The following is a 25082-nucleotide window of genomic DNA, read 5'->3' as shown; positions in this document are numbered from 1 at the left end:
CAAAGAATTTCTAACAAAATACAAAGAACTCATTGTATTTTTGAATTTCAAGTTTTCATTACAATCATATGGTTAAAGATAAAGTGTTTGTTTTTTGCTCGCTAATAAGTTGTGAGATCAAAATAATTCCTGAAAAAACTTGAGCTAGTCAGGGGAACTCACTAGAATCCCCCTTCCTTTTTCGCTTGTATGGCACCTGGTCAGACAAGTGAATCTTATGGTGAAAACCATGTCTATCAGGGCGGAGCCCCTGTTTTGACAACCGTGTGGTTGTATCAATGTTTCCGGCATCTAAGCGGAAATAATCAATAAACAATCTGTGTTCAACTCTTTAATCCAGGAGTGCAAATTGGAAATTTTCAATTTCGTTCTGGACAACTGGGATGTCATTGTCTCTCGAACTGTAGAGCATCTGTCGTTAGTTAGCTTGGCGGTTGGCCTGGCCTTGATGACAGGGGTACCTATTGGTATCGCAATTACCCAGAATCAGCGTGTAGCCAATGTGGTGCTATACGTTGCGTCCATTATTATTACGATCCCTTCTATTGCCTTGTTCGGGATCATGATCCCCGTGCTGTCGATTATCGGCCAGGGTATTGGTTATCTGCCAGCAGTGATTGCAGTTTTGCTGTACTCGCAGTTGCCCATTATTCGTAATACCTATACCGCAATTAACAACGTTGACCCAGCTTTGCGCGAAGCGGCAAGAGGCATTGGTCTGACTAATATGCAGCGCCTTCGACTTGTGGAGATTCCACTGGCAATTCCGGTGATTATGGCGGGTGTTCGCACTGCCGTCGTGATGAATATCGGTGTTATGGCAATCGCGACATACATTGGTGCTGGTGGTTTGGGGACGTTCATTGCCCGAGGGATCAGCCAGTCTGATCCGCGCCAGCTGATTGTTGGTGCTGTAGCTGTGAGCCTGTTGGCCATTTTTGCCGATACGGTATTGGCGAAAATCCAGAAGAAATTCACGCCAAAAGGTGTCGTCGTTCACGGCTAAAGATATACGAATTAAAGAGGGCGTTTTCATGATCCAACTTGAGAACCTGACAAAAGTTTTTGAAACACCACAGGGTGTGGTGACAGCGGCCGATCATATCAACATGGAAGTACCGACCGGCGAAATTTGTGTCCTGCTAGGTCCGTCTGGCTGTGGTAAAACCACCACATTGAAGATGATCAACCGTCTGGTAACACCAACATCTGGCCGTGTATTGATCAACGGCGAAGACACAACCGGTATCGATACGGTAACGCTGCGTCGTAACATTGGTTATGTTATCCAGCAAATTGGCCTGTTCCCTAATATGACCATTGAAGAGAACATCAGCCTAATCCCTAAATTGATGGGGTGGGATACTAAGCGTTGTACCCAGCGAGCGAAAGATCTGCTGGATATGGTGGCACTGGATCCCAATGCTTTCATGAAGCGCTACCCGAATGAACTTTCAGGTGGCCAGCAGCAGCGTGTGGGTGTGATCCGTGCGTTGGCGGCCGATGCACCGGTACTTTTGATGGATGAACCTTTTGGTGCAATCGACCCAATCAACCGTGAAGTGATTCAGGAAGAATTCCTGAAGATGAACAAAGAGTTGAAGAAAACTATCATGTTCGTTTCCCACGACATTGATGAAGCTGTGAAAATGGCTAACAAAGTGGCTATCTTCCGTGATGGTCAGCTTGAGCAATATTCAAGCCCAGATCAACTCTTGGCCCACCCTGCGACTGACTTTGTCTCTGATTTCGTCGGTACTGACCGCACATTGAAGCGCCTTCAGTTATCGACTGCTGGTGAAGTGATGGATCGTCAGGTACCAACGGTATCGCCGAGTGATTCGCTGGACGTTGCCCTTCAGCGCATGAACGATTACGGCCACGGTATGATTGTGATGGTGAACAACCAGCAGCAACCCGTCGGTATGATCACCAAGTCGGTGGCGATGAGTCAGCGCGGTTTGTGTAGCGATCATTACGATGGCCTACCTATCCTGATGAAACAAGAGCAGGATTTGCGTGCCGTTGTTTCTAAGATGTTTGCCCATGATATTAGCTGGCTGGCTGTCGTTGACGAGCAGGGTCAACTATGTGGCGAAATTTCACAGCGTGGTATTACACACCACCTGGGAGCCAGTTTCCGAAAAAAGGGGTAAGGGATGAAGTCAATTAACTTAAGCCCTTACTTTAATGCGCTATTGTTGGTCACAGTATTCCTACTTGGGATCTGGGTACAGTCATCTGGCTTTGTCGAGCAGTTTGTCCATTACTGGGATGAAATCCTGTATCTGTCAGGCCACCATATCAAGCTGACGTTGATCTCTGGTTCAATTGCGATCCTAGTGGGTGTACCGGTCGGCATTATTCTGAGCCGCCCGTCCTGTCGTAAATCGGCCGACGTTGTGATGCAGATCTTCAATATCGGTACCACGGTACCGACGCTGGCTGTGCTGGCGCTGTCGATGAGCTTCTTAGGTATTGGTGACAAGCCGGCGGTATTTGCCCTGGCTTTTGCCTCGGTACTGCCGATTTTGCGCAATACCTACACCGGTTTGCTTTCTGTGCCGGCACACCTGAAAGAGGCGGCAATCGGTATTGGTTTGACGCCGATGCAGCAGTTGATGAAGGTTGAGCTACCTAATGCCATGTACGTCATTATGGCGGGTATCCGCACTGCATTTGCCATCAATATTGGCACGGTTCCCCTGGCTTTCCAGATTGGTGGTACTGGCCTTGGTGAGCTGATCTTTGCGGGTATTGATCTCTACGATACACCGATGATGTTGGCTGGTGCGATCCCGACAGCAGTATTGGCACTGATCATGGATGTGATACTGGGTTTGGTAACTTTCCTGATTGTGAGTAAGGGTGTGAACCCTAACCGTAAGTAATGGCACGGAGTGAAACAACGATGAAACGCGTAACTTCTTTATTGGCTGCCGTGGCAATGATGCTCTCGGCAATCGTGTGCTCTGCTTCGGCGCAGGCTGCAGGCAAACTTGTGGTTGGTGGTAAGGGTTATACCGAGCAACTGATCATGTCTTCGATGACGGCGCAATATCTTGCCGGCCTGGGCTATGATGTTGACCAGCGTGACGGTATGGGCTCAACAGTATTGCGTACTGCACAGCTGAACGGTCAGGTTGATCTGTACTGGGAATACACCGGTACTGGTTTGGTGACATTCAACAAAGTGGTTGAGAAGCTAAACCCAGCACAGACTTATCAGCGGGTAAAAGCGCTGGATGAAAAAGTTGGCCTGATCTGGCTTGACCCCTCGCAGGCGAACAATACTTATGCATTGGCAATGCGCAAAGATTTTGCCAAAGAGAAGGGCATTGAATCGATCACCGATATGATGAACTGGCTGCAGTCTGAAGATGGCAAAGACGCGCAGATGGCCAGTAACGTTGAGTTTTCGGCTCGTCCGGATGGTTTGAAATCACTGCTTGAAGCGTATGACTTTGAGATGCCGCGCCGTAACCTGCGCAAAATGAACTCTGGCTTGGTCTATCAAGCGCTGTCTCAGGAAGTGGTTGATATCACAATGGTGTTCGCTACCGATGGGCGTGTAAAAGCATTTGATTTCTATGTATTGAAAGATGACCGCAATCATTTTCCTAATTACGCCCTAACGCCAGTTGTCCGTCAGGATGCACTGGCGGCCAACCCGGAATTGGCAGCGCAGCTTAACGTGCTGTCGGCGCTGATGAACGATGCCACGATGTCGAGCCTTAATGCCCTAGTCGATGTTGATGGTCTATCGATTGAGCGTGTCTCTCGCCAGTTCTTGGAGCAAAACGGTTTACTGTAATCACACTTGATACAGTGACTGAGTGCCCTTAATGATTCAAAGGCCAGCGAAAGCTGGCCTTTTAAGGTTTTTATCATGACGAAAGAAGTATTACGTGTCGGTATTGCCCAGATCGCGCCTGTATTGGGTGATGTCGAGGCCAATTTGGAAAAGCACCTGAGCTATATCAAACAGGCTTGCGAGCAAGGTATTGAAGTCTTGTTGTTTCCTGAGCTGTCGCTAACAGGCTATAGCTTGAGGGAAAAGACGCTAGATGTGGCAATGGATACTGCTCATCCGTTGCTGCAAAAGCTCGCTGATGCTGCTGGCGACATGGTCGTCAGTGCTGGCTTTATCGAAGAAGCTCAGGCTGGTGAGTTCTACAATGCGCAGGCGATGGTGAAAAACGGCCATTTGCTGCATGTACACCGTAAAATTAACCTACCTAATTACGGTGGGCTGGAAGAAGCTAAGTGGTATAGCAAAGGTCAAGATCTTGAACTTTGCGAGCCAATTGTCGGCTGGTCGGTGCATACCCTGATTTGTGCCGATCTATGGAATCCGGCATTGCCTCACCTAGCAATGCTGGACAAGCCTGCGTTGATGCTGGCCCCGGTCAACTCGGCTGCTGATATTGTGTCTGATGAGTTCTCTAACCCACAAGGCTGGAAAACCAATACCGATTTTATTTCGATGACCTATGGTGTTCCGGTGATGATGGCAAACAGCTGTGCCTTGGAAGGCAATAGCCGTTTCTGGGGTGGTTCGCGTATTTTGGATGCTTTCGGTAACTGCCTGGCTGAAGCTGGCAGCGAGGAAGCGTTGATTAGTGCAACGGTATCAATCAAAGATACCCGCGAGGCGCGATTCCAGCTACCAACTATTCGTGATGCAGACAGCCGTTTGGTACTGGATTTGCTGGCTAAGCGAGTAGGAAAGTAATCAAAGCAAGTGAGTTTTATCCTACTCTATGCAACTTAACTTGGCGTAATCTCAAAAACGCATAAAGGCATCCATGCCGCTCCGACCCGCCATCCCTGGCGGGTAGGTTTTGAAATTACACCAAGCTAACTTGTTTTTATGCAAACCAAATCTACTTATTACAACAACGGGCTGAACATATAGAAGAATTGTTCAATCAGCTTGTTGCTGATATGCCGCTCCTCCCACTTGGCACTGTCGACCAAGCTTGAATCGCTCATATACTCTTTCTGAAGCCAATTAAGCTGCTTGGTGAACTCGGGGTTATCCACAGCCAGTGTTACTTCGAAGTTCAGCCACAGGCTACGCATATCCAAATTAACCGTACCAATCAAGCAGTGGGTATTGTCGATCACCACGGATTTGGTATGTAGTAAACCGCCATGGAAGCGGTGAATGCGGACCCCCGCAGTTAGCAACTCCGAGAAAAAAGAGCGGCTGGCCCATTCCACCATGATTGAGTCGTTTTTATCCGGGATGATGATATCGACAGTGACTCCGCGGTGTGCTGCGCCTTTCATTGCATGTAATAGGTTTTCGCTCGGCACAAAATATGGCGTGGTGATCACCACACTTTCTTTGGCTTGGTAAATACTTAGTAGGAGCGCTTGGTGGATGATTTCGTCGGGCATCCCCGGCCCTGACGGGATCACCTGGATCATATCTGAAGCTTCTGACTGACTTGGAAGCGAGCACTCAGGGAGTTGTGGTAAGAAGCGGTCACCCGTTTCCACTTCCCAGTCCCACGCTTGGATACCGTTGAGCACTGCAACAGATGGCCCCGTTACTCTGACCATGACATCAATCCATTGGCCGACGCCGGCATCGGTTTTGAAATAGGCAGGGTCAACCAAGTTCATAGACCCGGTGTAGCCAACCTTTTCGTCGATGACAACAATTTTGCGGTGCTGGCGCAAGTCCATCCGACGCAAAAACATCCTGAACGGGGTAACGGCCAATGCTTCTACAATTTCGATACCCGAATGGCGCATAAGCTTGGGCCAATGGGAGCGAAAGAAACGCATGCTGCCAGCGGCATCAAGCAATACCCTGACTTGAACGCCACGTTTGGCGGCCATGATCATTGCTGTCGCGACTTCATCGGCCAACCCTCCTGGGTGCCAGATGTAAAACTCCATATGGATAGAGGCTTCGGCCTGGTGAATATCTTCGATAAGAGAGCGCAGGATAGTTTGTGGAGAATCTTGTAGTGAAAGGCTATTGCCGCTAAGAGCTGGGATCCCTAGCCGGTTTTCGCACAAGTCACTGATAGGCCTTGCATGTTCGCTCATCAGTGCTGGTTGGTGGCCGGGGCAGTCATTGAGACGTTGGAACCAATCACCAAACGGTTCGAACATAATTTTGGCTCGCTGGGCGCGTTTTTTGCCTAAGTTGAGTTCGCCAAACAACAGGTAAGCGATCACTCCGCCGATCGGAATGATATAGATGATCATGAGCCAAGCTAGAGAGACACCGACTACTCTACGCTTGAAGACAATGCGCATGGTCACGGCGGCGATCATCAACCAATAGAAGAAGACACCTGCCCAAGCAAGAACTTGATAGAACTGTTCCATTCGTATTTTTTATGAGTTTGTAGTTTTACTCTATTTTGCATTGAAACTAGAGGAATACCAGCGAAATTTCACGCGAAATATGTGCTAAGTTTGATAAGAGGAAATCACTGAATTGTAGGAGGAATGTGAAATTAGCAAACGTTATTCGTGCAAAATATAAGCAAAATGCGTGGAAATGATGTAAAAAAACAGTAAATGATCAAAATTTAGAAGCGCGGGCTTCACATTCTAATCGCAACCTGTTTTACTTGCCATATATAGAGCGTCAATAACAATCCTATAAGTGTGTAGATAAGTTTACACACAAGTTTACACAACATATTTTCGACGCCTATTACTAGCAAACCTCTAGCAAACACAACAAAACCTTGGAGAGAACGTGGCTACTAGTAATACAACCACACAACCCCGTGATAATTGGGGGTCAAAATTAGGCTTCGTTATGGCCGCGGCAGGATCCGCAGTAGGTCTTGGTAACATCTGGAAGTTCCCATACACAGCTGGTGAGAGTGGTGGTGGTGCTTTCGTAGCTATATACCTATTGTTCGTTATCTTTATCGGCTTCAGCGTCATGCTGACTGAATTTGCCGTGGGTCGTAAGACAGGTCTATCCGCTGTAGGTGCATTTAAATCAACTGATCGCCGTTGGTCATTTGTTGGTGTGATCGGTGTGGTCAGTGGCCTGCTTATTATGGGCTTCTACCCGGTCGTAGGTGGCTGGGCTATTGCGTATATCTATAAAATCGGGACAGGCTTGCTAAGCACACCAGAAGCCATTGGTGATAGCTTTGGCAGCTTTATCTCGAACCCAATTCAGCCTCTGTTGTGGATGGGTCTATACCTGATCTTTAACATCTTGGTAGTTATCAAAGGGATTTCAGGCGGTATCGAGAAAGCCGGTAAGGTGTTGATGCCTCTACTATTCGCAATCCTTATCTTGGTTGCGGTCAAAGGTATGAGCCTTCCTGGTGCGTCAGCGGGTCTTGAATTCTTGTTCAAACCTGATTTTTCTAAAGTCGACAGTACTGTTGTACTGGCAGCATTGGGTCAGGCTTTCTTCTCATTGAGCTTGGGTATGGGCTGTATGATCACATACGGTAGTTACCTGAAGCGTAAAGAGAATCTGGTTCAAACTACGGCAATGGTAACGGCAATGGATACAGCTGTTGCAATCCTTGCTGGTGTGGCTATGTTCCCGGCTATGTTCGCATTCAACATGGAACCAGCTGCGGGCCCGGGCTTGATTTTCGTTGTTGTCCCTCAGCTATTTGCTGAAATGGGTGGCATTGTGGGTCTATTGCTGGCGCTGCTGTTCTTCATCGGTTTGAGTGTTGCGGCACTGACGTCTTCGGTATCACTGCTAGAAGTCGTGGTGTCTTACCTGATTGACGAAAAAGGCATGAAGCGCTCAACAGCGGTATTCTCGGCAAGTTCTGTTATGGCAGTACTGTGTGTGTTCGCTTCGCTTTCTCTTGGCGGCGTTGGACCGACACTGTTTGAAACCGGCGCGTTTGACATCTTTGACCTGCTAACTGATAAGATCTTCTTGGCTGTTGGTGGTATGTTGGTGTGTATCTTCGCAGGCTGGCGCTTGAACCGTAGCGAGCTTGAAAAAGAAATCACCAACGACGGTGAGTTCAAGTTCCCACTGTTCGGTCTATGGTACAACCTAGTGAAGTACGTGATCCCATTTGCTATCGCGATTGTTGCGATTGCGGGTGTGAAAGCAGGCTTTGACAGCGGTAAAGGTGAAATCATGGTATTGGGCCTCGCCATTATTGGTATTGGAGCCCTGGTTTCCAAGAAGCTGTAAATAGTGAAGCGGTAACCCCAGTTACCACTTGCAAAGCGGGAGCCATTGGCTCCCGCTTTTTGTTGCTTGGAGGCTGTGGAAATGCGCCCGATAAGCGGTATACTTCGCACTCCCAATCTGCCATGAGCTTGTTATGTTCGATATTCTTCATACCCACCCAGACTTTCTTGTGATTAATAAGCACTCTGGGGTGTCAGTACACAAAGATGATGGCGATGTGATGCTACTGCAGGAAGTGGCGAAACAGAGTGGGGACAAGCAGCTTTACCTCATCCATCGCTTGGATAAGATGACATCGGGTTTGCTATTGCTCGGCCGTAACCGTGAGGCTGCAGCTGCTCTATCTAAGTGTTTTTCCGATCGCGTCGTCGAGAAGTTCTACTTGGCTATTGGCACCAAGAAGCCGAAGAAAAAGCAGGGTGTGGTTATCGGTGATATGACCCGGTCGCGACGCAGTAGCTGGAAACTGGAAAACAGTCGCGAGAACCCGGCGGTCACCCAGTTTTTCTCTGCTGCCGCAGGCCAAGGTCGACGCTTGTTCTTGTGTAAACCACATACTGGAAAAACTCATCAGATCCGTGTCGCTTTGCGCAGCGTGGGCTCAGGGATCACAGGTGATACTATTTACGGTAATGAATCGGCGGATCGTGGTTATCTTCATGCCTTTGCGTTGCGCTTTCCCTATGCTGAGCAACAATGGCAATTTCTCTGTCTGCCATCGCAGGGCGAGTTATGGCAGCTAGCAGAAACTCAGCAGGTATTAACCGAATGGGTGGCACCTTGGGCGCTGGCTTGGCCGCTTTTGCCTGGAAAGAAATAACGGCACTTCGGAATAAGTATGAAGCGTCCGGGAAGACTCATAGGTGGGGTGGTTATCGTTTAACCACTAATCATCAGGTTGATGTAGTAAAACAGCGCTTAATGATAATAATTTGTTTAAACCCCGTGTTTTTCCTTGTTAATTTGCGACCAACTGCTGCTATTTTGACCTTTCATAAATTACATTACCGTAAAGTTTCACTTATAATACCGGTCTAGGACTTACCTAGACCGAGATTCAATATGCGCCTTACCCGCTCCGTATCGCTTCGCATGCGATTGAAGAAAAAAAAGAACCAATCACGTTTTTGGGGGCTGGCGTCATTCCGTCGACAACGAAAAATAGTCAAAAACCGTACCCGCCGCCAACGCCAAGTCCGCCTTCAGGCAGAATATGTTCACCTTGCTAGCTGCCGCCAACCTGAACAAGAAAATCTTAAATTGGTTGCTTGATGCTATACCCAAGTAGCTTGGGTATATATCGTTTTGAGCTGAATGGATTGATTTAGCTCTGCTATAATACCGCCCCTGAATTGACCAACGTAGTAGAACTATGGAACCGAGTGCATTAATAAACCTTGAGCAACACCTGATGGCTGAGCTGGCGACACCGCCAAATGAAGTGCGCCGGTTATTCCATGGACGTGGCCGTTGCTGGCCTGGCCTTGAGCAGTTGACTGTCGACTGGTTAAGCGGACAAGTCCTTGTTTCACTCTTTAAAGAGCCGTCTGAAGAATTCTTAATCCCATTGCGTCACATGCTTGATACGTTGGTTGAAACCTCTGTGTGGCAACAGTCTGGGGCAACATCGTTACTGCTCCAGCACCGTGACCGTCAGGGTTCACCGATGGATGTGTTGTGGGGCGAGAGCAGTGAATATCAGGATGTGATGGAGAATGGCCTCAAATTTAAATTGGATCTTGGCCGCAAGCAGAATAATGGTTTGTTCTTGGATATGCGCTGCGGTCGTGACTGGGTGATGCGCCATGCAGAAGGCAAACGGGTGTTGAACCTGTTCGCTTATACCTGTGGTTTCTCTGTGGCTGCTATTGCCGGCGGGGCAGAGCATGTGGTTAATCTTGATATGGCCAGAGCCGCCTTGAGTCGAGGCCGAGACAACCACCACTTGAACCAGCATGACTTGTCCAAAGTCAGTTTCCTTGGCCATGAGTTGTTCAAGTCATGGGGCAAGGTGCGCAAGCTTGGCGCGTATGATCTGATCATCATCGATCCGCCATCGTTCCAGAAAGGTAGCTTCGCTTTGACCAAGGATTACCAAAAGATTTTACGTCGTTTGCCTGATCTGCTGACAGAAAACGGTCAGGTGTTGGCTTGTGTCAACGATCCGGGTGTGTCGTCGTCTTTCTTGATTGAGGGAATGGCTGCGGAAGCGCCTGAGCTTGTTTATCAACACCGCTTGGAAAACCCACCGGAGTTCAAGGATATTGATCCGGAAGGTGGTTTGAAAGTGTTGTTGTTTGAGCGGTCGTAATCTCGTTTATGTAAAAGCAAAAACGCCAGCAATGCTGGCGTTTTTTGTATATGACTTCAAATCATCGGAACCCCGTTGATTAAAGCTTCAATTCGGCTGTTTAGATATAGTCTTCACAGCCCTAATGCTAGTTTGCGATTTGGCTACAAACCTCAGCGGTGATCGGCTGGGTCACCATAGGGCGGCCACGCATATCCATAATCACGATATTGTAGTTCACACCCTCGCTCACCATTGGGCTTAATTCTGCGCTGTTGCAATAGTTTAGCGCAGCACTTTTGGCGGCCGTAGTCGGAGGCGTTTTACCACCGCCACCATATAAAATGGTGATCTCGACAATGTTTTCCCGTGCTTGGGCTTTCATGATCTGGTATTGATCAATTTTTTCGTACGGGGCTTTGTTGTTGATAGCCATGGCTCGGGCTTTCGCCAAATCCATGATCGCTTGCTCTTCTTTATTTGAAGCACAGCCTGCCATCAAGACAGCGCCTAATAAAACGAGGGTGCGTTTTAGCATAACGTAGTTATCTCAAATTACGGGTTATGGAAGGACTTTCTTGAACGGTTTGACGATAACCTTCTCGTAGACACCGGCGTCGATGTACGGATCGGCATCGGCCCAGGTTTGGGCATCGTCCAAGGAATTGAATTCAGCAATCACGGTTGAGCCTGTAAATCCGGCTTCTCCCGGGTTTTCACTGTCGATGGCTGGCATTGGGCCAGCAACTAACAGGCGGCCTTGTTCTTGCAGCGCTTTCAATCGAGCCAAGTGCTGGTCACGTACACTTAGGCGACGCTCAAGGCTGTTATCGACATCCTGGGAAAAAATAACGTACCACATGTAACTCTCTCCTTGTTTCTGCTGGCCTCAATATACATTAATGAAATTTTTGGGACGGCAGCAATGTGTGACAAATTTTTCCTATCATAAATGAAAAAAAAAGCCCTAGCATTATGTTAGGGCTTTTTTGCGGATTTCTGCACTGTTCTATACCAGCCTACATAAATCTGTGACGCCATTTTTATAGCAAATGGAATAGATCAATGACTTATAAAGATTGGCACAATCGATTTATTTTTTAACCGGGCGAGGGCGACCGTCACTGTCAATGGCGACATAGTTAAATGTTGCTTCACATACGCGATAGCGTTCGCCGACAGCATCAATTGCCACAGGCTTAACCCATACTTCAAGTGCGACGCTCATTGATGAGTTACCGATACGGCTACATTCGCCGTAGCAGCATACAACATCACCCACGCTGACAGGGGCTTTGAAAGCGATGGTATCGACAGACACGGTAACAACGCGGCCACCGGAGATTTCTTTCGCTAAGATAGCGCCGGCTAAATCAAGTTGAGACATGATCCAGCCGCCAAAAATATCACCGTTGGCATTGGTGTCGGCTGGCATTGCAAGAGTGCGAAGCAACAATTGCCCGCGAGGAATATTATTTTCTGATGTCATGATGCGGCTCTGTACTACTCTGAATCGGGTTCTTTGGGCATATGGTGGTAAATATAGCCGCCGGTGGCAATGGTGAAGATCAAAGTCAGGATCAATAGACCGAATACTTTGAAATTAACCCACACATCCAGCGGTAAACGAAAAGCAATATAGACATTCACGACGGCACATACAACGAAAAACAGGGCCCAAGCGGCATTGATTCGGCTCCAGACCTTATCCGGTAGGCTGAGATCTTTGCCTAACATGCTCTTTATCAGCGGCTTGCCTAACAATTGGCTAATAGCGAGTCCAATCGCAAAAATGCCGTACACAAGAGTGACTTTCCATTTGATGAAGTTTTCATCGTGCATGAAAATCGTTAGTCCGCCAAACACAGCGACCATGACAAACGTCACCAGCTGCATCTTCTCTACCTTTTTATACAGCATCCACGTTACAACGAGTTGAATGGCCGTGGCGATAATCAATGCGCCGGTCGCGACATAGATATCATGGGTTTTATAGAGAATAAAGAATATGACCAGGGGAATAAAATCAATCAGTTGCTTCATGTTGGGAGCCATTAATTACATATAAGCTGCTTATAGTATAAGAAAAAGACTGCAGGTTTAACCCTGCAGCCTTTTGATTTTATAGTCTCTTTAGGAAAGACAAAGATTAAACGTGATGGCTTGATGTTGGCTCAGGAGTGTCCTGAGGCGCATCGTTAATCATATTATCGACAATAACGGCACATGCGGCGTCACCGGTAATGTTCAGGGCGGTACGGATCATGTCGAAGATGCGATCAAGGGCAAACAGCAACGGTAGGCCTTCGATAGGGATCCCGGCGGCGAGCAATACGGCAACCACTAAGAACGACGGTCCCGGTACACCGGCTTGGCCGATAGCACCTAGGGTAGAGGTAATGATGATGGCCATGTAAGCCCCCATACCCAGTTCAATATTGAACATCTGGGCAAAGAAGACGGCCACCAAGCCGTAATAAATAGCATTACCGCTCATATTGATCGTCGCGCCAAGCGGGAGTACAAAAGAGGCGGTAGAGTTTTTCACCCCAAGCTCTTCTTCACACACTTCCATGGTAACCGGTAGGGTTGCCATTGAAGAAGCCGTAGATAGCGCGACGGCTTGCGGCTTTTTCATTGCTGATAGGAACTTAAGCGGAGAGGTTTTGCTGAATACCTTGATCATGGCGGGATAGAAGATAAAGCCATAGATCAGAATCGCGATGACGTAGACCACAAAGAGCTTGAATACCACCATCAGGGCACCAAAGCCAAAGGTACCGACGGCATCTGCCATCAAGCCAAAGACACCTAACGGGGCAACTTTCATTACAACGTTGATCATCCATACCATGGCATCGACGATGGCATTCACCCCGTTGATCAATGGGTCGCGGCGTTCTTTTTCCAGTTTAGAAACGGCAATACCGAAGAAAAGGCAAAATACTAAAATTTGAAGGATATTAGCTTCATTCAGTGACTGAAAAACATTGGTCGGGATCATGCCAAGTACGGTGGCCCAGAATGTCGGCATCTCGCCCTTGTCGGCATACACATTGGAGAACATGCCTTCTACGCCAGTCATGTCGACGCCGACACCCGGCTGGAATACAACGCCCATGAACAGGGCCAGCGCAACCGCGACAGCGGAAGTCAGGCCGAAAAAGCCCAGCGTTGACAGACCGACTTTCCCTGCTGACTGGCTACTACCAAGCCCGGCAGCACCGGAGATAATGGCGACGGCAACCAATGGGATCACCAACATTTTGATTAAGTGGATGAAGATGCTCCCCAGTGGGGCAAACATACTTGCAGACTGGCCCATCATCGCACCGACGAGCGTCCCCACACACATGGCAATCACGACTTGTACGCCGATGTTGCCAAATAGTCCTTTTTCTTTTAACACGGTTAGATACCTCAGTTGTGTTTGATATTGTTCGCAAAGCTATTGGCAATTTGTTTTGTAATTGTACTAATTGTTAAGCCAATATTTTGCGCGTGTGTTTTTACACGGAAATACCATATCGATCAATCATTCTTTCACTGGATTTATATTTTTGACTTTCAATCTTGCAAATTGTTGATACCAAGCATTAACAAGTTGGTTACTGTATTGGGAGAGGGGGAAGAGATCTTTGATCTCGATTAATAATACCGAACAGATTTGTAATCAGCTTGCTATTAAGTCTCAGTGTAATAGAAAAAGCCGTCCGCAAGGTGACTTGGGACGGCTTTTGTCGTGAAGCTCGACGCGAAGAGGCTATTAGCTGTTACGTGTAGCGGCCTTCATGTTGCTGATAAAACTGTGCATGTTGCTGAGCATGGCGTCGTGATCATCAAGATTGTTTTCGATCACCTTTACCACGGCTGAGCCAGAGATGGCGCCCGCCGCGCCGGCTTTGATGGCTTCGGCAACTTGCTGTGGCTCGGAAATACCAAAACCAAGCAGGGCCGGAGGAGCATTATGGGCCTTGAGGCTATCAAGCAGATGGTTGATTGGTGCACCCGCTTTGGTTTCGGTACCCGTGACGCCCGCGCGTGATAGTAGGTAGGTGTAACCCCCACCGAACTCCGACACGGTTTTCAGTGTGGCTTCATCGGCATTTGGTGGTGCGATGAAGATCGGGTGGATACCGTACTTGGCCGCAGCAACGCGGAATTCTTCCGACTCTTTTACCGGTACATCAGCAACCAATACCGAGTCAACGCCCGCTTTGGCACATTGCTGGTAGAAGTTTTCGATTCCGTTAGCAAACACCAAGTTGGCGTACATCAATAAGCCGATTGGCATTTCTGGGTACTTTGCGCGGATCTGGCTTAGTAGATCAAAGCAGACTGTAGGCGTGGTACCTGATTCCATCGCGCGAATGGTCGCGCCTTGAATCGTCGGGCCATCGGCGAGAGGGTCGGAGAAGGGGATGCCCAGCTCCAGGGCATCAGCGCCAGCTTCAACCAAGGTCTCGATAATTTTCAGTGATTGTTCCGGAGTCGGATCACCGATAGTGACAAAAGGAACAAATGCGCCTTCGCTTTTTGCCGCCAGGCGTTCAAATTGGGCTTGGTAACGATCCATTACAGCACTCCTTTTGCATCTAAAATATCGTGTACAGTGAAAATATCTTTATCGCCACGGCCTGATAGGTTAACGACCAGTAGCTGTTCTTTTTCTGGGTTTTCTTTGATCATCTTCAAGGCATGAGCCAGCGCGTGAGCGGATTCAAGCGCTGGGATGATCCCTTCGCTGCGTGCTAGCTCTTGGAAAGCATCCAGCGCTTCGTCATCGGTAACAGCTTCGTATGTTGCGCGGCCAATCGCATTGAGGTGGGCATGTTGCGGGCCAACCGATGGGAAATCAAGGCCTGCCGATACTGAGTAAGATTCTTCAACCTGGCCGTGCTCGTCCTGCATCAGTGGAGCTTTCATACCAAAAAAGATACCCAGCTTACCGTGCTTAAGTGGTGCACCGTGCATGTTGGTATCCAGACCTTTACCTGCAGGCTCTACACCGATCAGGCCAACACTTTCCTCTTTGATGAAATCAGAGAACATACCGATAGCGTTTGAACCACCGCCGACACAGGCGATAACAGCATCTGGCAGGCGGCCTTCTTTCTCTAGGATTTGGGCCTTGGTTTCTTCACCGATGATGTGTTGGAATTCACGCACGATAGTCGGGAATGGGTGAGGACCTGCTGCAGTACCCAATAGGTAGTGTGCTTTGTCATACGTCGCAGTCCAGTCACGCATAGCTTCGTTACATGCATCTTTCAATGTTGCAGAGCCTGAATGGACAGGGATCACTTCTGCGCCCATCAACTTCATACGGAACACGTTCGGGCTCTGGCGCTCAACGTCCTTGGCACCCATATAAACCCGACACTTAAGGCCTAGCAGTGCACAGGCAAGGGCGGTTGCTACACCGTGCTGACCAGCACCAGTTTCAGCAATGATCTCGTCTTTGCCCATGCGCTTAGCTAGCAATGCCTGGCCAAGTACCTGGTTAGTCTTGTGAGCACCGCCGTGTAGTAAATCTTCACGCTTGAGGTAAAGCTTGGTTTTGGTGCCCTTGGTCAGGTTTTGGCATAACGTCAGAGCGGTAGGGCGACCTGCGTAATCTTTTAGTAGATCGATAAACTCTTTTTGGAACTCAGGATCTTGCTGGGCTTCCGTAAAAGCGGCTTCCAGTTGGTCCAATGCAGGGACCAGGATCTGTGGTACGTATTGACCACCAAAATCGCCGAAGTAGGCATTTATCTTGCTCATGGTTTATTTTCCTTAATACTTTCTGATAGCCGCGAAAGCCGCTTTCAATTTCGTTGGGTCTTTTTTGCCGGGCTCGCTTTCTACCCCGGAGTTCAAATCGAGTCCTTGGCAACCTAGGCTTGCCGCTTCACAGACATTGTCTGGATTAAGGCCACCGGCTAGCATAGTGATTTGTTTTTGCTCATCGGGGATCAGGCTCCAGTCAAAAGCAATGCCGGTACCGCCTGACTGGCTTCCGATCTTGCTGTCGAGTAAGTGGCGGTCTACCTGCCATTCACCCAGTACCGGTGCATTATCTGTTACCCCGTGTGCTTTCCAAACCTCACACTCGGCTGGCAGTTGCCCCTTCAGGGCCGCTACGTAGTCATGATCTTCATCGCCATGAAGCTGAACCGCTGATAGCGACAAGGCTTTTGCTGCCTTGATCACTGCTTGTGGATCGGCGTTACGGAATACGCCGACATATTTCAGTGGTGCGCCACTCATCACCATACGGGCTTGTTCGATATCGACATGACGTGGTGAGCCGGAGACAAAAATTAAGCCGCCGTAGATGGCACCGCTTTGGTAAGCGGCTGCCGCATCGTCGGCGTGGGTTAGGCCGCAGACCTTGTTTTCGCCAAGCAGCACGCGGCGTACAGCCATCTCGATGTTGTCTTCTGCCATCAGCGAGCTGCCAATCAAAAAGCCATTGGCATAAGCTGACAGTTCACGTACCTGCTGGTGGTTGTAGATCCCCGATTCGGAAATCACAATCGTTCCTTCTGGAAGGCGAGGTGCCAGCTCTTTGGTACGGTTCAGGTCGATGCTGAGATCGCGCAGGTTGCGGTTGTTGATGCCCACAACTTTAGCCTTGAGGGCAATGGCGCGCTCCAACTCTTCTTCGTTGCTGACTTCGGTCAGGATACCAAGGCTAAGTTGCTCGGCAACCTCAGCCAGTTCACGGTACTCATCGTCATTCAACACCGACAGCATCAGCAAGATAGCATCGGCATTGTAGTAGCGTGCCAGATAAACCTGATAAGTATCAATCATGAAGTCTTTGCACAACACGGGTTGACGTACTTGGTTACGTACTACAGGCAGGAAGTCAAAGTTGCCCTGGAAATACTTTTCGTCGGTTAGTACCGAGATTGCACTGGCATGGCCGTTGTACACCTTGGCAATCATGTCGAGGTCGAAATCTTGGCGGATCAAACCTTTAGATGGTGACGCTTTTTTGCATTCAAGAATAAATGCTGCTTGATCACCGGATAGGGCGTCGTAGAAGCTGCGATCGCTTGGCTGCAAACCATCTCTGAAACTTTCAAGCGGTTGCTTGGCCTTGCGTTCATCAACCCAGATACGTTTGTCGGCGACAATTTTTGCTAGAACCGTTTCCATGCTCAACCTCGTGCTGCTAGTTGGCCGACAAGCTCAAAGGCTTTGCCAGATTTCATGACATTGATGGCCTTCTCGGTATTGGCTTTGAGATCTTCATGGCCGAATAGGCGAAGCAGGAGGGCGACGTTGACCGCAACCGCTCCCATTTGGGCATCAGTCCCTTTACCGGTAAGGATATCGGTAATAATGGCACGGTTTTCTTCTGGCTCTCCACCCTTGATCGCTTCAAGCGGGTGGCTTTCAAGGCCGAAATCAGCTGGCGTTAAGGTATATTCGGTGATCTCGCCATTGATGATTTCTGCTACCGTGGTTTCGCCATGGATTGCGACTTCATCCAAGCCGCTACCGTGAACAACGGCCGCGCGTTTCATGCCCATGGCTGCCATGGTTTCGGCAATTGGGCGAACTAGCGAGGCGTCATAGACACCCATCAGCTCAATGTTAGGGCGAGCTGGGTTAATCAAAGGACCCAGTACATTGAAGATAGTGCGGGTCTTTAGCGTCTGGCGAACCGGCATCGCGTGGCGAACACCACCGTGGTACTCCGGTGCAAACAAGAAGCACACGCCCAAATCGTCAAGGGCTTCACGGGCTGTTTCTGGCTTCATAGCAAGGTTAATACCGAACTTATCAAGCAGGTCGGAAGAGCCAGATTTACTTGATACGCCACGGTTGCCGTGCTTGGCTACCTTGACGCCACACGCAGCTGCCACAAAAGCCGCTGTGGTCGAGATGTTGATGGTGTTGGCACCGTCACCACCAGTCCCGACGATATCGGCAAAGTCATACTCAGGGCATGGGAATGGGTTGGCGTTGGCCAGTAATGCTTTGGCAGCACCAGCGATTTCTGCCGGTGTTTCACCTTTGATTTTCAGTGCCGTCAATACCGCCGACAGCAATACTGGTTCGACTTCGCCCTTGATGATGGCATCAAACAGGGTCTGGCTTTCTTCTTGGCTTAATGCCTGCTGGTCGTAAAGCTTGTTGGCAATGGTGTAGATGGTCGCATCCATAATTAAAATCCTTGTTGTCTATACCGGCTGATTATTGGTTCAGCTCATTATTGTCGGTCGGTGACGATGTGACCCACTCCAGCGTATTGGTCAGTAGCTGGGCTCCTTGGGTAGTGAGGATTGACTCAGGGTGGAACTGGTAGCCACACACGCGATCCTCATCATTAGTCACCGCCATGACCAAGCCGTTGACATCGGCAATGATATTCAGACTCTCTGGGACGGTTTCAGCAACCAGGGAGTGGTAGCGGGCAATCGATAATGGGCTTGGCAGTTCGCCGAAGACATCGTGGCCAGTGTGGTTCATCATGGCTGACTTGCCATGGACAATTTCACCAGCACCCGACACCTTGCCACCATAGGCTTCAACAATGGCTTGATGACCAAGGCAAATGCCGATCATCGGCACTTTACCGCGAACTTGCTTAATCAGCTCAGGCATACAGCCTGCGTCAGCTGGTGCGCCCGGGCCTGGTGATAGCACCAGCACAGGATTACTCTTTTCTACTAGCGCCAGCTCCATTTGCTCGACCGTCAGGCTGTTTCGGTAAATGGTTACTTCGCAGCCCAGCGAGCGGAATTGATCAACCAGGTTATAGGTGAAGGAGTCAAAGTTATCGAGCAATACAATATGAGGTTGGGACATCTTTGGCTCCTTAGCGCGATTTGCTTGCGTTGGTGGTACTGGTAGTGTGTTCGCAGGCATTCGGCGCACTGTGTGCCTTGCGAATCGCGGTGATCACCGCCTGAGCTTTACCACGGGTCTCATCAGCTTCTGCCTGAGGGACTGAGTCATAGACCACGCCAGCACCCGCCTGAACACTGGCTTTGCCATCTTCGACATAGGCCGAGCGGATCACAATACAGGTATCCATATCACCATGGCCAGTCAGGTAACCGACGGCACCACCATAAGTACCTCGGCGGCGTTGTTCTACTTCACGAATAAGCTGCATGGCACGGATTTTTGGCGCGCCGGTCAGGGTGCCCATGTTCATACAGGCTTGGTAAGCGTGCAGGGCATCCAGATCACCACGTAGCTGGCCGACAACGCGTGAGACCAAGTGCATTACGTGGCTGTAGCGGTCTACCGCGAGTAAATCGGCGACATAGCGGCTGCCCGGTTCGCTGATACGGGCGACATCGTTACGGGCCAAGTCAACCAGCATCATGTGCTCGGCGTTCTCTTTCATGTCGCAGCGCAGTTCAAGCTCAATACGGCCATCAAGGTCGAGGTTGATAGAGCCATCAGCATTCTTACCACGGTGTCGGGTACCGGCTATCGGGTAGATCTCAATTTGGTTGCTCTCGGTACAGTATTTGAGTGCACTTTCCGGAGAGGCGCCAAAAACAGTGAAATCAGCGTCTTGCAGGTAGAACATGTACGGGCTTGGGTTGCCGATCTTCAGTTCTTTGTAGGCATTGAGCGGTGACGGACATGGCAGAGTAAACTGACGAGATGGTACCACCTGGAATACATCACCTTTAATAACATGTTCTTTAAGATCAACGACCTGCTGGCAGAAATCTTCATCGCTTACACTGGCGACCGGCTCGCATTCATCCAGCAGCACGGCAGCAGGAAGCGGCATTGGCTCCAGGCAGGCTTCTTTGATGTGCTGTAGGCGGCGGCTCAGCTCGAAATAGCTCGAGGTATACTCATCTCCTCCGAACAGGGTTGCCTGCAGCTTGCCTTTACGGCGCTGGTGGTCGATGACCAGCAGGGTTTCGGCAATGTAGAACAGGTAATCCGGGCAGCGGTTATCTTGCTTGACGCCAGGTAACGGCTCAAAGCCGTCGACCACGTCATAGGCAAACAGGCCACCTAGGAATAAGGCTTCGCGAGGATGGCCGGCAATATTGAAGGCATGCTGGATCATTCGCAGCGCGTCAAATGATGACGTTTGGCGCAAGCGACTGTCTTCATCCAAAGTGCGCTCTGCCGACGGGAAGGTCAGTGTTAGCTCACGGCCTTGGCGTTCTGCATTGATATCGGTCGGCATCTTGCCTTCCAACGTTTGCAGTACATTCAGACCGTTATCGGTCAGGGCCTCAAGGGTGACCACCTTGCCGCGGCAGACAATCCGCACTGCCGCATCAATAAGCATTAAGCTTTTCAGGTCTTGTTTGGAGTCGATTTCGGCCGACTCCAGCAATAGGTTATGTGGGCGGTCGCCACAGACGGAGTAATATAACTCCGTCGGATCCGCAACATAGGGTACATCGAGGCTGAGTAATTCCAGCTCGCCGACACCTAGTGGGGTAGTATTCACAGCGTTCTCCCTGCCGCTTCTACAAACGGTTTCAACTCTTGCATCAACTGTTCAAACATTGGACCGGTCAGTGCCTGGTGGCCGTCCGACAAGGCTTCACACGGGTTAAGGTGTGATTCGACGATAATACCATCAGCACCAACAGCCGCAGCGGCACGTGACAGTGGGATCACCAGTTCACGGACGCCAGTACCGTGGCTAGGGTCAACAACAACCGGTAGGTGGGTACGTTGCTTAAGGTATGCCACAGCGTTCAAATCCAATGTGTTACGTGTTGCTGTCTCGTAGGTACGGATTCCACGCTCACACAGGATAATATTCGGGTTGCCTGCATCGTAGATATATTCCGCCGCGAGTAACAGCTCCTCGATAGTGGCTGAAAGTCCGCGTTTGAGCAAGACCGGTTTCTTGCTTTCACCGACTGCTTTTAGCAGGGCGTAGTTCTGCATATTGCGTGCGCCAATCTGAAGACAGTCGATATATTCACACATCGAATCCATCTGGCTGACTTCCATCACTTCCGATACGGTCGGGATCCCCAGCTGTTCGTTGGCCTGTTTCAGTAGTTTTAGACCTTCGACACCCATGCCCTGGAAATCATAGGGGCTGGTACGTGGTTTGTAAGCACCGCCGCGAAGAGCAACAGCACCATGTTTTTTCACCATTTCTGCCACGCTTAGTAATTGCTCTTCTGACTCAACAGAGCAAGGACCAGCGATAACGGCAAACTTGTCACCACCAACAGCGGCATTGCCAAAGCGTACCACGGTGTCGTGGGCTTGCACTTCACGGCTCACCATCTTGTACTTGGTCAGGATAGGTTTGACGTTTTCTACACAAGGGTAGGCGTCAAGGTCAAGTTGTTGAAGAACACGTTCATCACCCAATGCACCTAGAACAATACGTTCAACCCCCGGCATGTAGAGTGGCTTTAGACCGGCTTCTTCGATGCGGGTAAGGATTTCTTTGGCTTGTTGTTCCGTTGCATTTGGCTTTAGTACGATGATCATATTCTTTTCCTCTTCAGAGCGCTGCTTGATGGTGGCGCTCTGGTTACATTATTTGTTTGGCTGAATTCGGTTACAAAAAAACCCGCGTCAAGGCGGGTTTGTGTTATCTGTTTAAGGCACAGCTAATCACACCACCCGCGTTGGGAAGTGCCACCACCAAATTGAGAAAGCGCGGAGCTGATGATGAATTTGCTGTACCATGTAAATATCCTTTCAGTGTAATACTGGATAACTGCGTACTAGTAAACTAGTTCGTAAATGTAAAGTCAAGAAGATAATTTATGTTGTTTGATTTACACAGCCATACCACCGCATCAGACGGGCGGCTGTCACCTGAAGAGCTTGTTTCGCGTGCAGTTGAACGCCGCGTCGATGTCTTGGCCATTACCGATCATGATACAGTGGCAGGTCTCGCCGCTGCTGAGCAGGCAATAGAAGCTAAAAATCTGCCTCTGACTCTCATCAAAGGTATTGAAATATCGACACTTTGGCAAAATTTTGATATTCACATTGTCGGTCTGAATATTGACCCTGAACACCCTGCAATGGTTCACTTGATTGAAGAGCAGCTTCAGCGCCGGGCAGAGCGTGCAGCCATGATGGGAGAGCGCCTAGAGAAAAACCGGATGCCGGGGGCACTGGAAGGGGCTAAGGCGATTGCTAATGGTGCAACCTTAACTCGGTCCCATTTTGCCCAGTGGATTGTCGAACAAGGTTATGCCAAAACGATGCAGGCTGTGTTTAAAAAGTTCCTGACCCGCAATAACCCCGGTTATGTGCCGCCTAATTGGTGCTCGATGGCTGAGGCCGTTGAGGCGATCCATCAAGCTGGTGGGCAGGCGGTGCTGGCCCATCCAGGCCGTTACAACATGACCGCGAAATGGCAAAAACGCATGCTAACCGCGTTTGTTGAAGCCAAAGGTGATGCTATGGAGGTGTCGCAGCCTCAGCAGTCACCTCAGGAGCGACGCCTGCTCGGGGATTATTCAATTGATTACAAGCTACTAGCTTCACAAGGCTCTGATTTCCATTATGCCTCGCCATGGACCGAACTTGGTCGCAATCTGTGGTTGCCCAAGGGGGTGACTGAAGTCTGGCAGGACTGGAGCGTTGAGAAGAAACGCATAGATGAGGAAGTGCGCGATTAGGCTGCATTTCCTATGGAGGAAGAATGAGTCAGTTTTTTTATGTTCACCCTGAAACGCCACAAGTACGTCTGATCAACCAGGCTGTGGCGATCATCCGCAATGGTGGGGTGATCGTTTATCCTACCGATTCTGGCTATGCCCTTGGTTGTCAGCTGGAAAATAAATCAGCATTGGAGCGGATCTGCCAGATCCGCCGTTTGAACGACAAGCACAATTTTACCCTGCTATGTCGTGATCTTTCCGAGTTGTCCCTGTATGCCCGCGTTGATAATGCGGCATTCCGCTTGCTGCGTAACAATACACCGGGTGCCTACACCTTTATCTTTAAGGGAACCAAGGAAGTACCGCGCCGTTTGATGAATCCGAAGCGAAAAACCATCGGTATTCGTGTGCCCGATAATGCGATTGCATTGGCCTTGCTTGATGCGCTGGGTGAACCGATGATGTCGACATCATTGATTTTACCGGGTAACGAAACCACCGAGTCCGATCCAGAAGATATCCGCGATAAGCTAGAGCACGCCGTGGACTTGATTATCAGTGGTGGATATCTCGGCGAGCAACCGACTACGGTGATTGACTTCAGTAATGATGCCATGGAAGTGGCCCGGGTTGGTGCCGGTGACCCAACTCCATTTGAGTAAGCTTCTCGGTTTACCTATTACTATGCATCTAATTGTTTAGTGGGTGAGATATGACAGGAAATACCGTATGTTTACGGTGTTTTCTGTGGTATCTCAGCTAAGCTTTTGGCATAATCCGCCATCGCTTTAAGATGGCTTAAAGCATGATGATATTTCGACGCCTGTGAAGGCGACAAAGGTTTGTCTAATGAGTGAAAAATTACAGAAGGTACTGGCGCGTTCTGGCCAGGGTTCTCGCCGAGAAATCGAATTAATGATCCAGAACGGTCGAGTTAGTATCGACGGTAAGGTAGCCAAACTCGGCGACCGACTGGATGATCTGTCAGTCAGTGTTCGCATTGATGGCCACAACATCCAACTGGTGTCTTCTTCAGAAGAAGTGTGCCGTGTGATGGCTTACAACAAACCGGAAGGTGAGTTGTGTACTCGTCATGACCCAGAAGGTCGTCGTACGGTATTTGATCGTCTGCCTCGTCTTAACGGTGGCCGATGGGTATCAGTAGGTCGTCTTGATGCCAATACGGCAGGTCTGTTGCTGTTCACGACTGATGGTGAATTGGCTAACCGCCTAATGCACCCAAGCCGCAGTGTTGAGCGTGAATACATGGTCCGTGTATTTGGCGAAGTAACAGAAGATATGGTTCGCAACCTGGTTAAGGGTGTGAAACTTGAAGATGGTATGGCACGTTTTGAAGACGTGGTTTACGCTGGCGGTGAAGGTATGAACCATACTTTCTACGTAGTGATCACCGAAGGTCGTAATCGTGAGGTTCGTCGTTTGTGGGATTCACAAGGCGTAACAGTAAGCCGTTTGAAGCGTGTTCGCTACGGTGACATCTTCTTGACCAAAGATCTTCCTCGCGGTGGCTGGATGGAGCTTGAGCTCAAAGATGTCAACTACCTGCGTGAGAAAGTCGAGCTACCACCTGAAACGGAAACTATGCTGACGGTCGAAGGCCAGAAGCGCAAGCGTGGTGTTCGCCAGATCCGTCGTGCAGTTCGTCGCCATGAAGAACGTTTGAACGATGATAGCAGCCGCGGTCGTCGTGGTGGACGTCAAGACCAGCGTCGCTCGACGAACCGTAACCCAGGTGAAGAGAGCAGCAACGAGTCGCGTCGTAAGCCTTCAGGCAACGTATCTAACCGCCGTGGTGAAGATAACAGCGAGTCACGCCGTAAGCCTTCAGGCAATACAGCGAACCGCCGTAATCAGGCTGAAGAGAACAACGGTTCACGCCGCAAGCCGTCAGGTAATGCAGCTAACCGTCGTAATCCGCTGAAAAATAAGCCGGCTAAGCCTCGTTCACGTAAATAGTCGCGTTCACGCAAGTAAGCCTTGCAAAACAGCCGATAAATTAAAAAAGCAGCCAATGGCTGCTTTTTTGTTCATA

25 protein-coding genes and 1 other annotated feature are annotated in these 25082 nt (G+C 49.5%); of the genes, 12 read left to right on the top strand and 13 right to left on the bottom strand.

Going from position 1 to position 25082, the window contains the following annotated elements:
* Positions 1-349 precede the first annotated feature (349 nt).
* The 5 genes from ACVA58_RS07135 to ACVA58_RS07115 all read left to right on the top strand — a co-directional run bounded on the left by ACVA58_RS07135 (position 350) and on the right by ACVA58_RS07115 (position 4735).
* Complete coding sequence (locus tag ACVA58_RS07135) at positions 350-1006, top strand: ABC transporter permease (protein ID WP_255044342.1); 657 nt, start codon at positions 350-352, stop codon at positions 1004-1006.
* 28 nt (positions 1007-1034) lie between these two features.
* Positions 1035-2156 carry an ABC transporter ATP-binding protein gene (locus ACVA58_RS07130; RefSeq protein WP_446509741.1) on the top strand — a complete coding sequence of 374 codons (1122 nt, stop codon included), beginning with the start codon at positions 1035-1037 and terminating at the stop codon, positions 2154-2156.
* 3 nt (positions 2157-2159) lie between these two features.
* A complete protein-coding gene (locus tag ACVA58_RS07125) occupies positions 2160-2891 on the top strand; it encodes an ABC transporter permease (RefSeq protein WP_446509740.1) in 732 nt (243 codons plus the stop codon).
* 20 nt (positions 2892-2911) lie between these two features.
* Entirely contained in the window at positions 2912-3814 is a 903-nt protein-coding gene (locus ACVA58_RS07120) for a glycine betaine ABC transporter substrate-binding protein (protein ID WP_446509739.1), read from the top strand.
* Positions 3815-3889: 75 nt separating this feature from the next.
* The gene (locus ACVA58_RS07115) at positions 3890-4735 is read left to right on the top strand and encodes a nitrilase-related carbon-nitrogen hydrolase (RefSeq protein ID WP_446509738.1); all 846 of its coding nucleotides are present in this window, start codon (positions 3890-3892) and stop codon (positions 4733-4735) included.
* A gap of 158 nt (positions 4736-4893) precedes the next feature.
* On the opposite strand, the gene cls is transcribed toward ACVA58_RS07115, so the two are convergent.
* The gene (cls, locus tag ACVA58_RS07110) at positions 4894-6351 is read right to left on the bottom strand and encodes a cardiolipin synthase (RefSeq protein ID WP_446509737.1); all 1458 of its coding nucleotides are present in this window, start codon (positions 6349-6351) and stop codon (positions 4894-4896) included.
* 379 nt (positions 6352-6730) lie between these two features.
* On the opposite strand from cls, the gene ACVA58_RS07105 reads away from it, so the two are divergent.
* From ACVA58_RS07105 to ACVA58_RS07090, 4 genes are all read left to right on the top strand, one after another.
* Positions 6731-8164 (top strand): sodium-dependent transporter, encoded by a 1434-nt coding sequence (locus tag ACVA58_RS07105; RefSeq protein WP_446509736.1) that lies wholly within the window; start codon positions 6731-6733, stop codon positions 8162-8164.
* A 133-nt stretch (positions 8165-8297) separates the two neighbouring features.
* Positions 8298-8984, top strand: a complete 687-nt coding sequence (locus tag ACVA58_RS07100) for a TIGR01621 family pseudouridine synthase (protein WP_446509735.1) — start codon at positions 8298-8300, stop codon at positions 8982-8984.
* Positions 8985-9226: 242 nt separating this feature from the next.
* Positions 9227-9436 carry a hypothetical protein gene (locus ACVA58_RS07095; RefSeq protein WP_446509734.1) on the top strand — a complete coding sequence of 70 codons (210 nt, stop codon included), beginning with the start codon at positions 9227-9229 and terminating at the stop codon, positions 9434-9436.
* Positions 9437-9536: 100 nt separating this feature from the next.
* The gene (locus tag ACVA58_RS07090; RefSeq protein WP_446509733.1) at positions 9537-10475 is read left to right on the top strand and encodes a class I SAM-dependent methyltransferase; all 939 of its coding nucleotides are present in this window, start codon (positions 9537-9539) and stop codon (positions 10473-10475) included.
* Between the two features lie 127 nt (positions 10476-10602).
* Here ACVA58_RS07090 and gspS2 read toward each other — a convergent pair whose 3' ends face one another.
* From gspS2 to ACVA58_RS07030, 12 genes are all read right to left on the bottom strand, one after another.
* Positions 10603-10992: a type II secretion system pilot lipoprotein GspS-beta gene (gene gspS2, locus ACVA58_RS07085; protein WP_446509732.1), complete on the bottom strand. Its 390-nt coding sequence runs from the start codon at positions 10990-10992 to the stop codon at positions 10603-10605.
* 24 nt (positions 10993-11016) lie between these two features.
* Complete coding sequence (locus tag ACVA58_RS07080) at positions 11017-11316, bottom strand: YciI family protein (RefSeq protein ID WP_446509731.1); 300 nt, start codon at positions 11314-11316, stop codon at positions 11017-11019.
* Between the two features lie 231 nt (positions 11317-11547).
* On the bottom strand, positions 11548-11943 hold the full coding sequence (yciA, locus tag ACVA58_RS07075) for an acyl-CoA thioester hydrolase YciA (RefSeq protein WP_446509730.1): 396 nt from the start codon (positions 11941-11943) through the stop codon (positions 11548-11550).
* Positions 11944-11957: 14 nt separating this feature from the next.
* Positions 11958-12497 (bottom strand): septation protein A, encoded by a 540-nt coding sequence (locus ACVA58_RS07070; protein ID WP_446509729.1) that lies wholly within the window; start codon positions 12495-12497, stop codon positions 11958-11960.
* Between the two features lie 106 nt (positions 12498-12603).
* A complete protein-coding gene (locus tag ACVA58_RS07065; RefSeq protein ID WP_446509807.1) occupies positions 12604-13878 on the bottom strand; it encodes a dicarboxylate/amino acid:cation symporter in 1275 nt (424 codons plus the stop codon).
* 342 nt (positions 13879-14220) lie between these two features.
* On the bottom strand, positions 14221-15030 hold the full coding sequence (gene trpA, locus ACVA58_RS07060) for a tryptophan synthase subunit alpha (RefSeq protein WP_446509728.1): 810 nt from the start codon (positions 15028-15030) through the stop codon (positions 14221-14223).
* The gene (gene trpB / locus ACVA58_RS07055; RefSeq protein WP_446509727.1) at positions 15030-16220 is read right to left on the bottom strand and encodes a tryptophan synthase subunit beta; all 1191 of its coding nucleotides are present in this window, start codon (positions 16218-16220) and stop codon (positions 15030-15032) included. Before trpB ends, trpA begins: the two co-directional genes overlap by 1 nt.
* 12 nt (positions 16221-16232) lie before the next feature.
* Positions 16233-17603 carry a bifunctional indole-3-glycerol-phosphate synthase TrpC/phosphoribosylanthranilate isomerase TrpF gene (gene trpCF, locus ACVA58_RS07050; protein WP_446509726.1) on the bottom strand — a complete coding sequence of 457 codons (1371 nt, stop codon included), beginning with the start codon at positions 17601-17603 and terminating at the stop codon, positions 16233-16235.
* A gap of 2 nt (positions 17604-17605) precedes the next feature.
* Positions 17606-18616, bottom strand: coding sequence for an anthranilate phosphoribosyltransferase (gene trpD / locus ACVA58_RS07045; RefSeq protein WP_446509725.1), 1011 nt, complete (start codon positions 18614-18616; stop codon positions 17606-17608).
* A gap of 31 nt (positions 18617-18647) precedes the next feature.
* On the bottom strand, positions 18648-19262 hold the full coding sequence (locus ACVA58_RS07040) for an aminodeoxychorismate/anthranilate synthase component II (protein ID WP_446509724.1): 615 nt from the start codon (positions 19260-19262) through the stop codon (positions 18648-18650).
* 10 nt (positions 19263-19272) lie between these two features.
* Positions 19273-20889, bottom strand: a complete 1617-nt coding sequence (locus tag ACVA58_RS07035) for an anthranilate synthase component 1 (protein WP_446509723.1) — start codon at positions 20887-20889, stop codon at positions 19273-19275.
* Positions 20886-21899: a bifunctional 3-deoxy-7-phosphoheptulonate synthase/chorismate mutase gene (locus ACVA58_RS07030; RefSeq protein ID WP_446509722.1), complete on the bottom strand. Its 1014-nt coding sequence runs from the start codon at positions 21897-21899 to the stop codon at positions 20886-20888. The genes ACVA58_RS07035 and ACVA58_RS07030 overlap by 4 nt, the downstream gene beginning before the upstream one ends.
* A 72-nt stretch (positions 21900-21971) precedes the next feature.
* Positions 21972-22064 (bottom strand) — a sequence feature (Trp leader region).
* Positions 22065-22180: 116 nt separating this feature from the next.
* Between ACVA58_RS07030 and rnm the strand changes: the two genes are divergently transcribed.
* From rnm to rluB, 3 genes are all read left to right on the top strand, one after another.
* Complete coding sequence (rnm, locus tag ACVA58_RS07025) at positions 22181-23047, top strand: RNase RNM (RefSeq protein ID WP_446509721.1); 867 nt, start codon at positions 22181-22183, stop codon at positions 23045-23047.
* Positions 23048-23070: 23 nt separating this feature from the next.
* Entirely contained in the window at positions 23071-23691 is a 621-nt protein-coding gene (locus ACVA58_RS07020) for an L-threonylcarbamoyladenylate synthase (protein WP_446509720.1), read from the top strand.
* 187 nt (positions 23692-23878) lie between these two features.
* Positions 23879-25006 carry a 23S rRNA pseudouridine(2605) synthase RluB gene (gene rluB / locus ACVA58_RS07015; protein ID WP_446509719.1) on the top strand — a complete coding sequence of 376 codons (1128 nt, stop codon included), beginning with the start codon at positions 23879-23881 and terminating at the stop codon, positions 25004-25006.
* Positions 25007-25082 lie beyond the last annotated feature (76 nt).

The organism is Photobacterium sp. DNB22_13_2 (assembly GCF_052873915.1).
Note: the sequence above shows the minus strand (reverse complement) of the source record. Positions and strands in the feature narration are given on the sequence as shown.

Excerpts from the sequence above, each read along its gene's own strand:
- ACVA58_RS07020 (WP_446509720.1), top strand. The coding sequence starts at position 23,071 with ATGAGTCAGTTTTTTTATGTTCACCCTGAAACGCCACAAGTACGTCTG.
- rnm (WP_446509721.1), top strand. The coding sequence starts at position 22,181 with ATGTTGTTTGATTTACACAGCCATACCACCGCATCAGACGGGCGGCTG.
- trpA (WP_446509728.1), bottom strand. The coding sequence starts at position 15,030 with ATGGATCGTTACCAAGCCCAATTTGAACGCCTGGCGGCAAAAAGCGAA.
- ACVA58_RS07120 (WP_446509739.1), top strand. The coding sequence starts at position 2,912 with ATGAAACGCGTAACTTCTTTATTGGCTGCCGTGGCAATGATGCTCTCG.
- trpD (WP_446509725.1), bottom strand. The coding sequence starts at position 18,616 with ATGGATGCGACCATCTACACCATTGCCAACAAGCTTTACGACCAGCAG.
- ACVA58_RS07130 (WP_446509741.1), top strand. The coding sequence starts at position 1,035 with ATGATCCAACTTGAGAACCTGACAAAAGTTTTTGAAACACCACAGGGT.
- cls (WP_446509737.1), bottom strand. The coding sequence starts at position 6,351 with ATGGAACAGTTCTATCAAGTTCTTGCTTGGGCAGGTGTCTTCTTCTAT.
- ACVA58_RS07040 (WP_446509724.1), bottom strand. The coding sequence starts at position 19,262 with ATGTCCCAACCTCATATTGTATTGCTCGATAACTTTGACTCCTTCACC.
- ACVA58_RS07030 (WP_446509722.1), bottom strand. The coding sequence starts at position 21,899 with ATGATCATCGTACTAAAGCCAAATGCAACGGAACAACAAGCCAAAGAA.
- trpB (WP_446509727.1), bottom strand. The coding sequence starts at position 16,220 with ATGAGCAAGATAAATGCCTACTTCGGCGATTTTGGTGGTCAATACGTA.
- yciA (WP_446509730.1), bottom strand. The coding sequence starts at position 11,943 with ATGACATCAGAAAATAATATTCCTCGCGGGCAATTGTTGCTTCGCACT.
- ACVA58_RS07125 (WP_446509740.1), top strand. The coding sequence starts at position 2,160 with ATGAAGTCAATTAACTTAAGCCCTTACTTTAATGCGCTATTGTTGGTC.
- rluB (WP_446509719.1), top strand. The coding sequence starts at position 23,879 with ATGAGTGAAAAATTACAGAAGGTACTGGCGCGTTCTGGCCAGGGTTCT.
- ACVA58_RS07115 (WP_446509738.1), top strand. The coding sequence starts at position 3,890 with ATGACGAAAGAAGTATTACGTGTCGGTATTGCCCAGATCGCGCCTGTA.
- ACVA58_RS07080 (WP_446509731.1), bottom strand. The coding sequence starts at position 11,316 with ATGTGGTACGTTATTTTTTCCCAGGATGTCGATAACAGCCTTGAGCGT.
- ACVA58_RS07070 (WP_446509729.1), bottom strand. The coding sequence starts at position 12,497 with ATGAAGCAACTGATTGATTTTATTCCCCTGGTCATATTCTTTATTCTC.
- trpCF (WP_446509726.1), bottom strand. The coding sequence starts at position 17,603 with ATGGAAACGGTTCTAGCAAAAATTGTCGCCGACAAACGTATCTGGGTT.
- ACVA58_RS07095 (WP_446509734.1), top strand. The coding sequence starts at position 9,227 with ATGCGCCTTACCCGCTCCGTATCGCTTCGCATGCGATTGAAGAAAAAA.
- ACVA58_RS07090 (WP_446509733.1), top strand. The coding sequence starts at position 9,537 with ATGGAACCGAGTGCATTAATAAACCTTGAGCAACACCTGATGGCTGAG.
- ACVA58_RS07100 (WP_446509735.1), top strand. The coding sequence starts at position 8,298 with ATGTTCGATATTCTTCATACCCACCCAGACTTTCTTGTGATTAATAAG.
- gspS2 (WP_446509732.1), bottom strand. The coding sequence starts at position 10,992 with ATGCTAAAACGCACCCTCGTTTTATTAGGCGCTGTCTTGATGGCAGGC.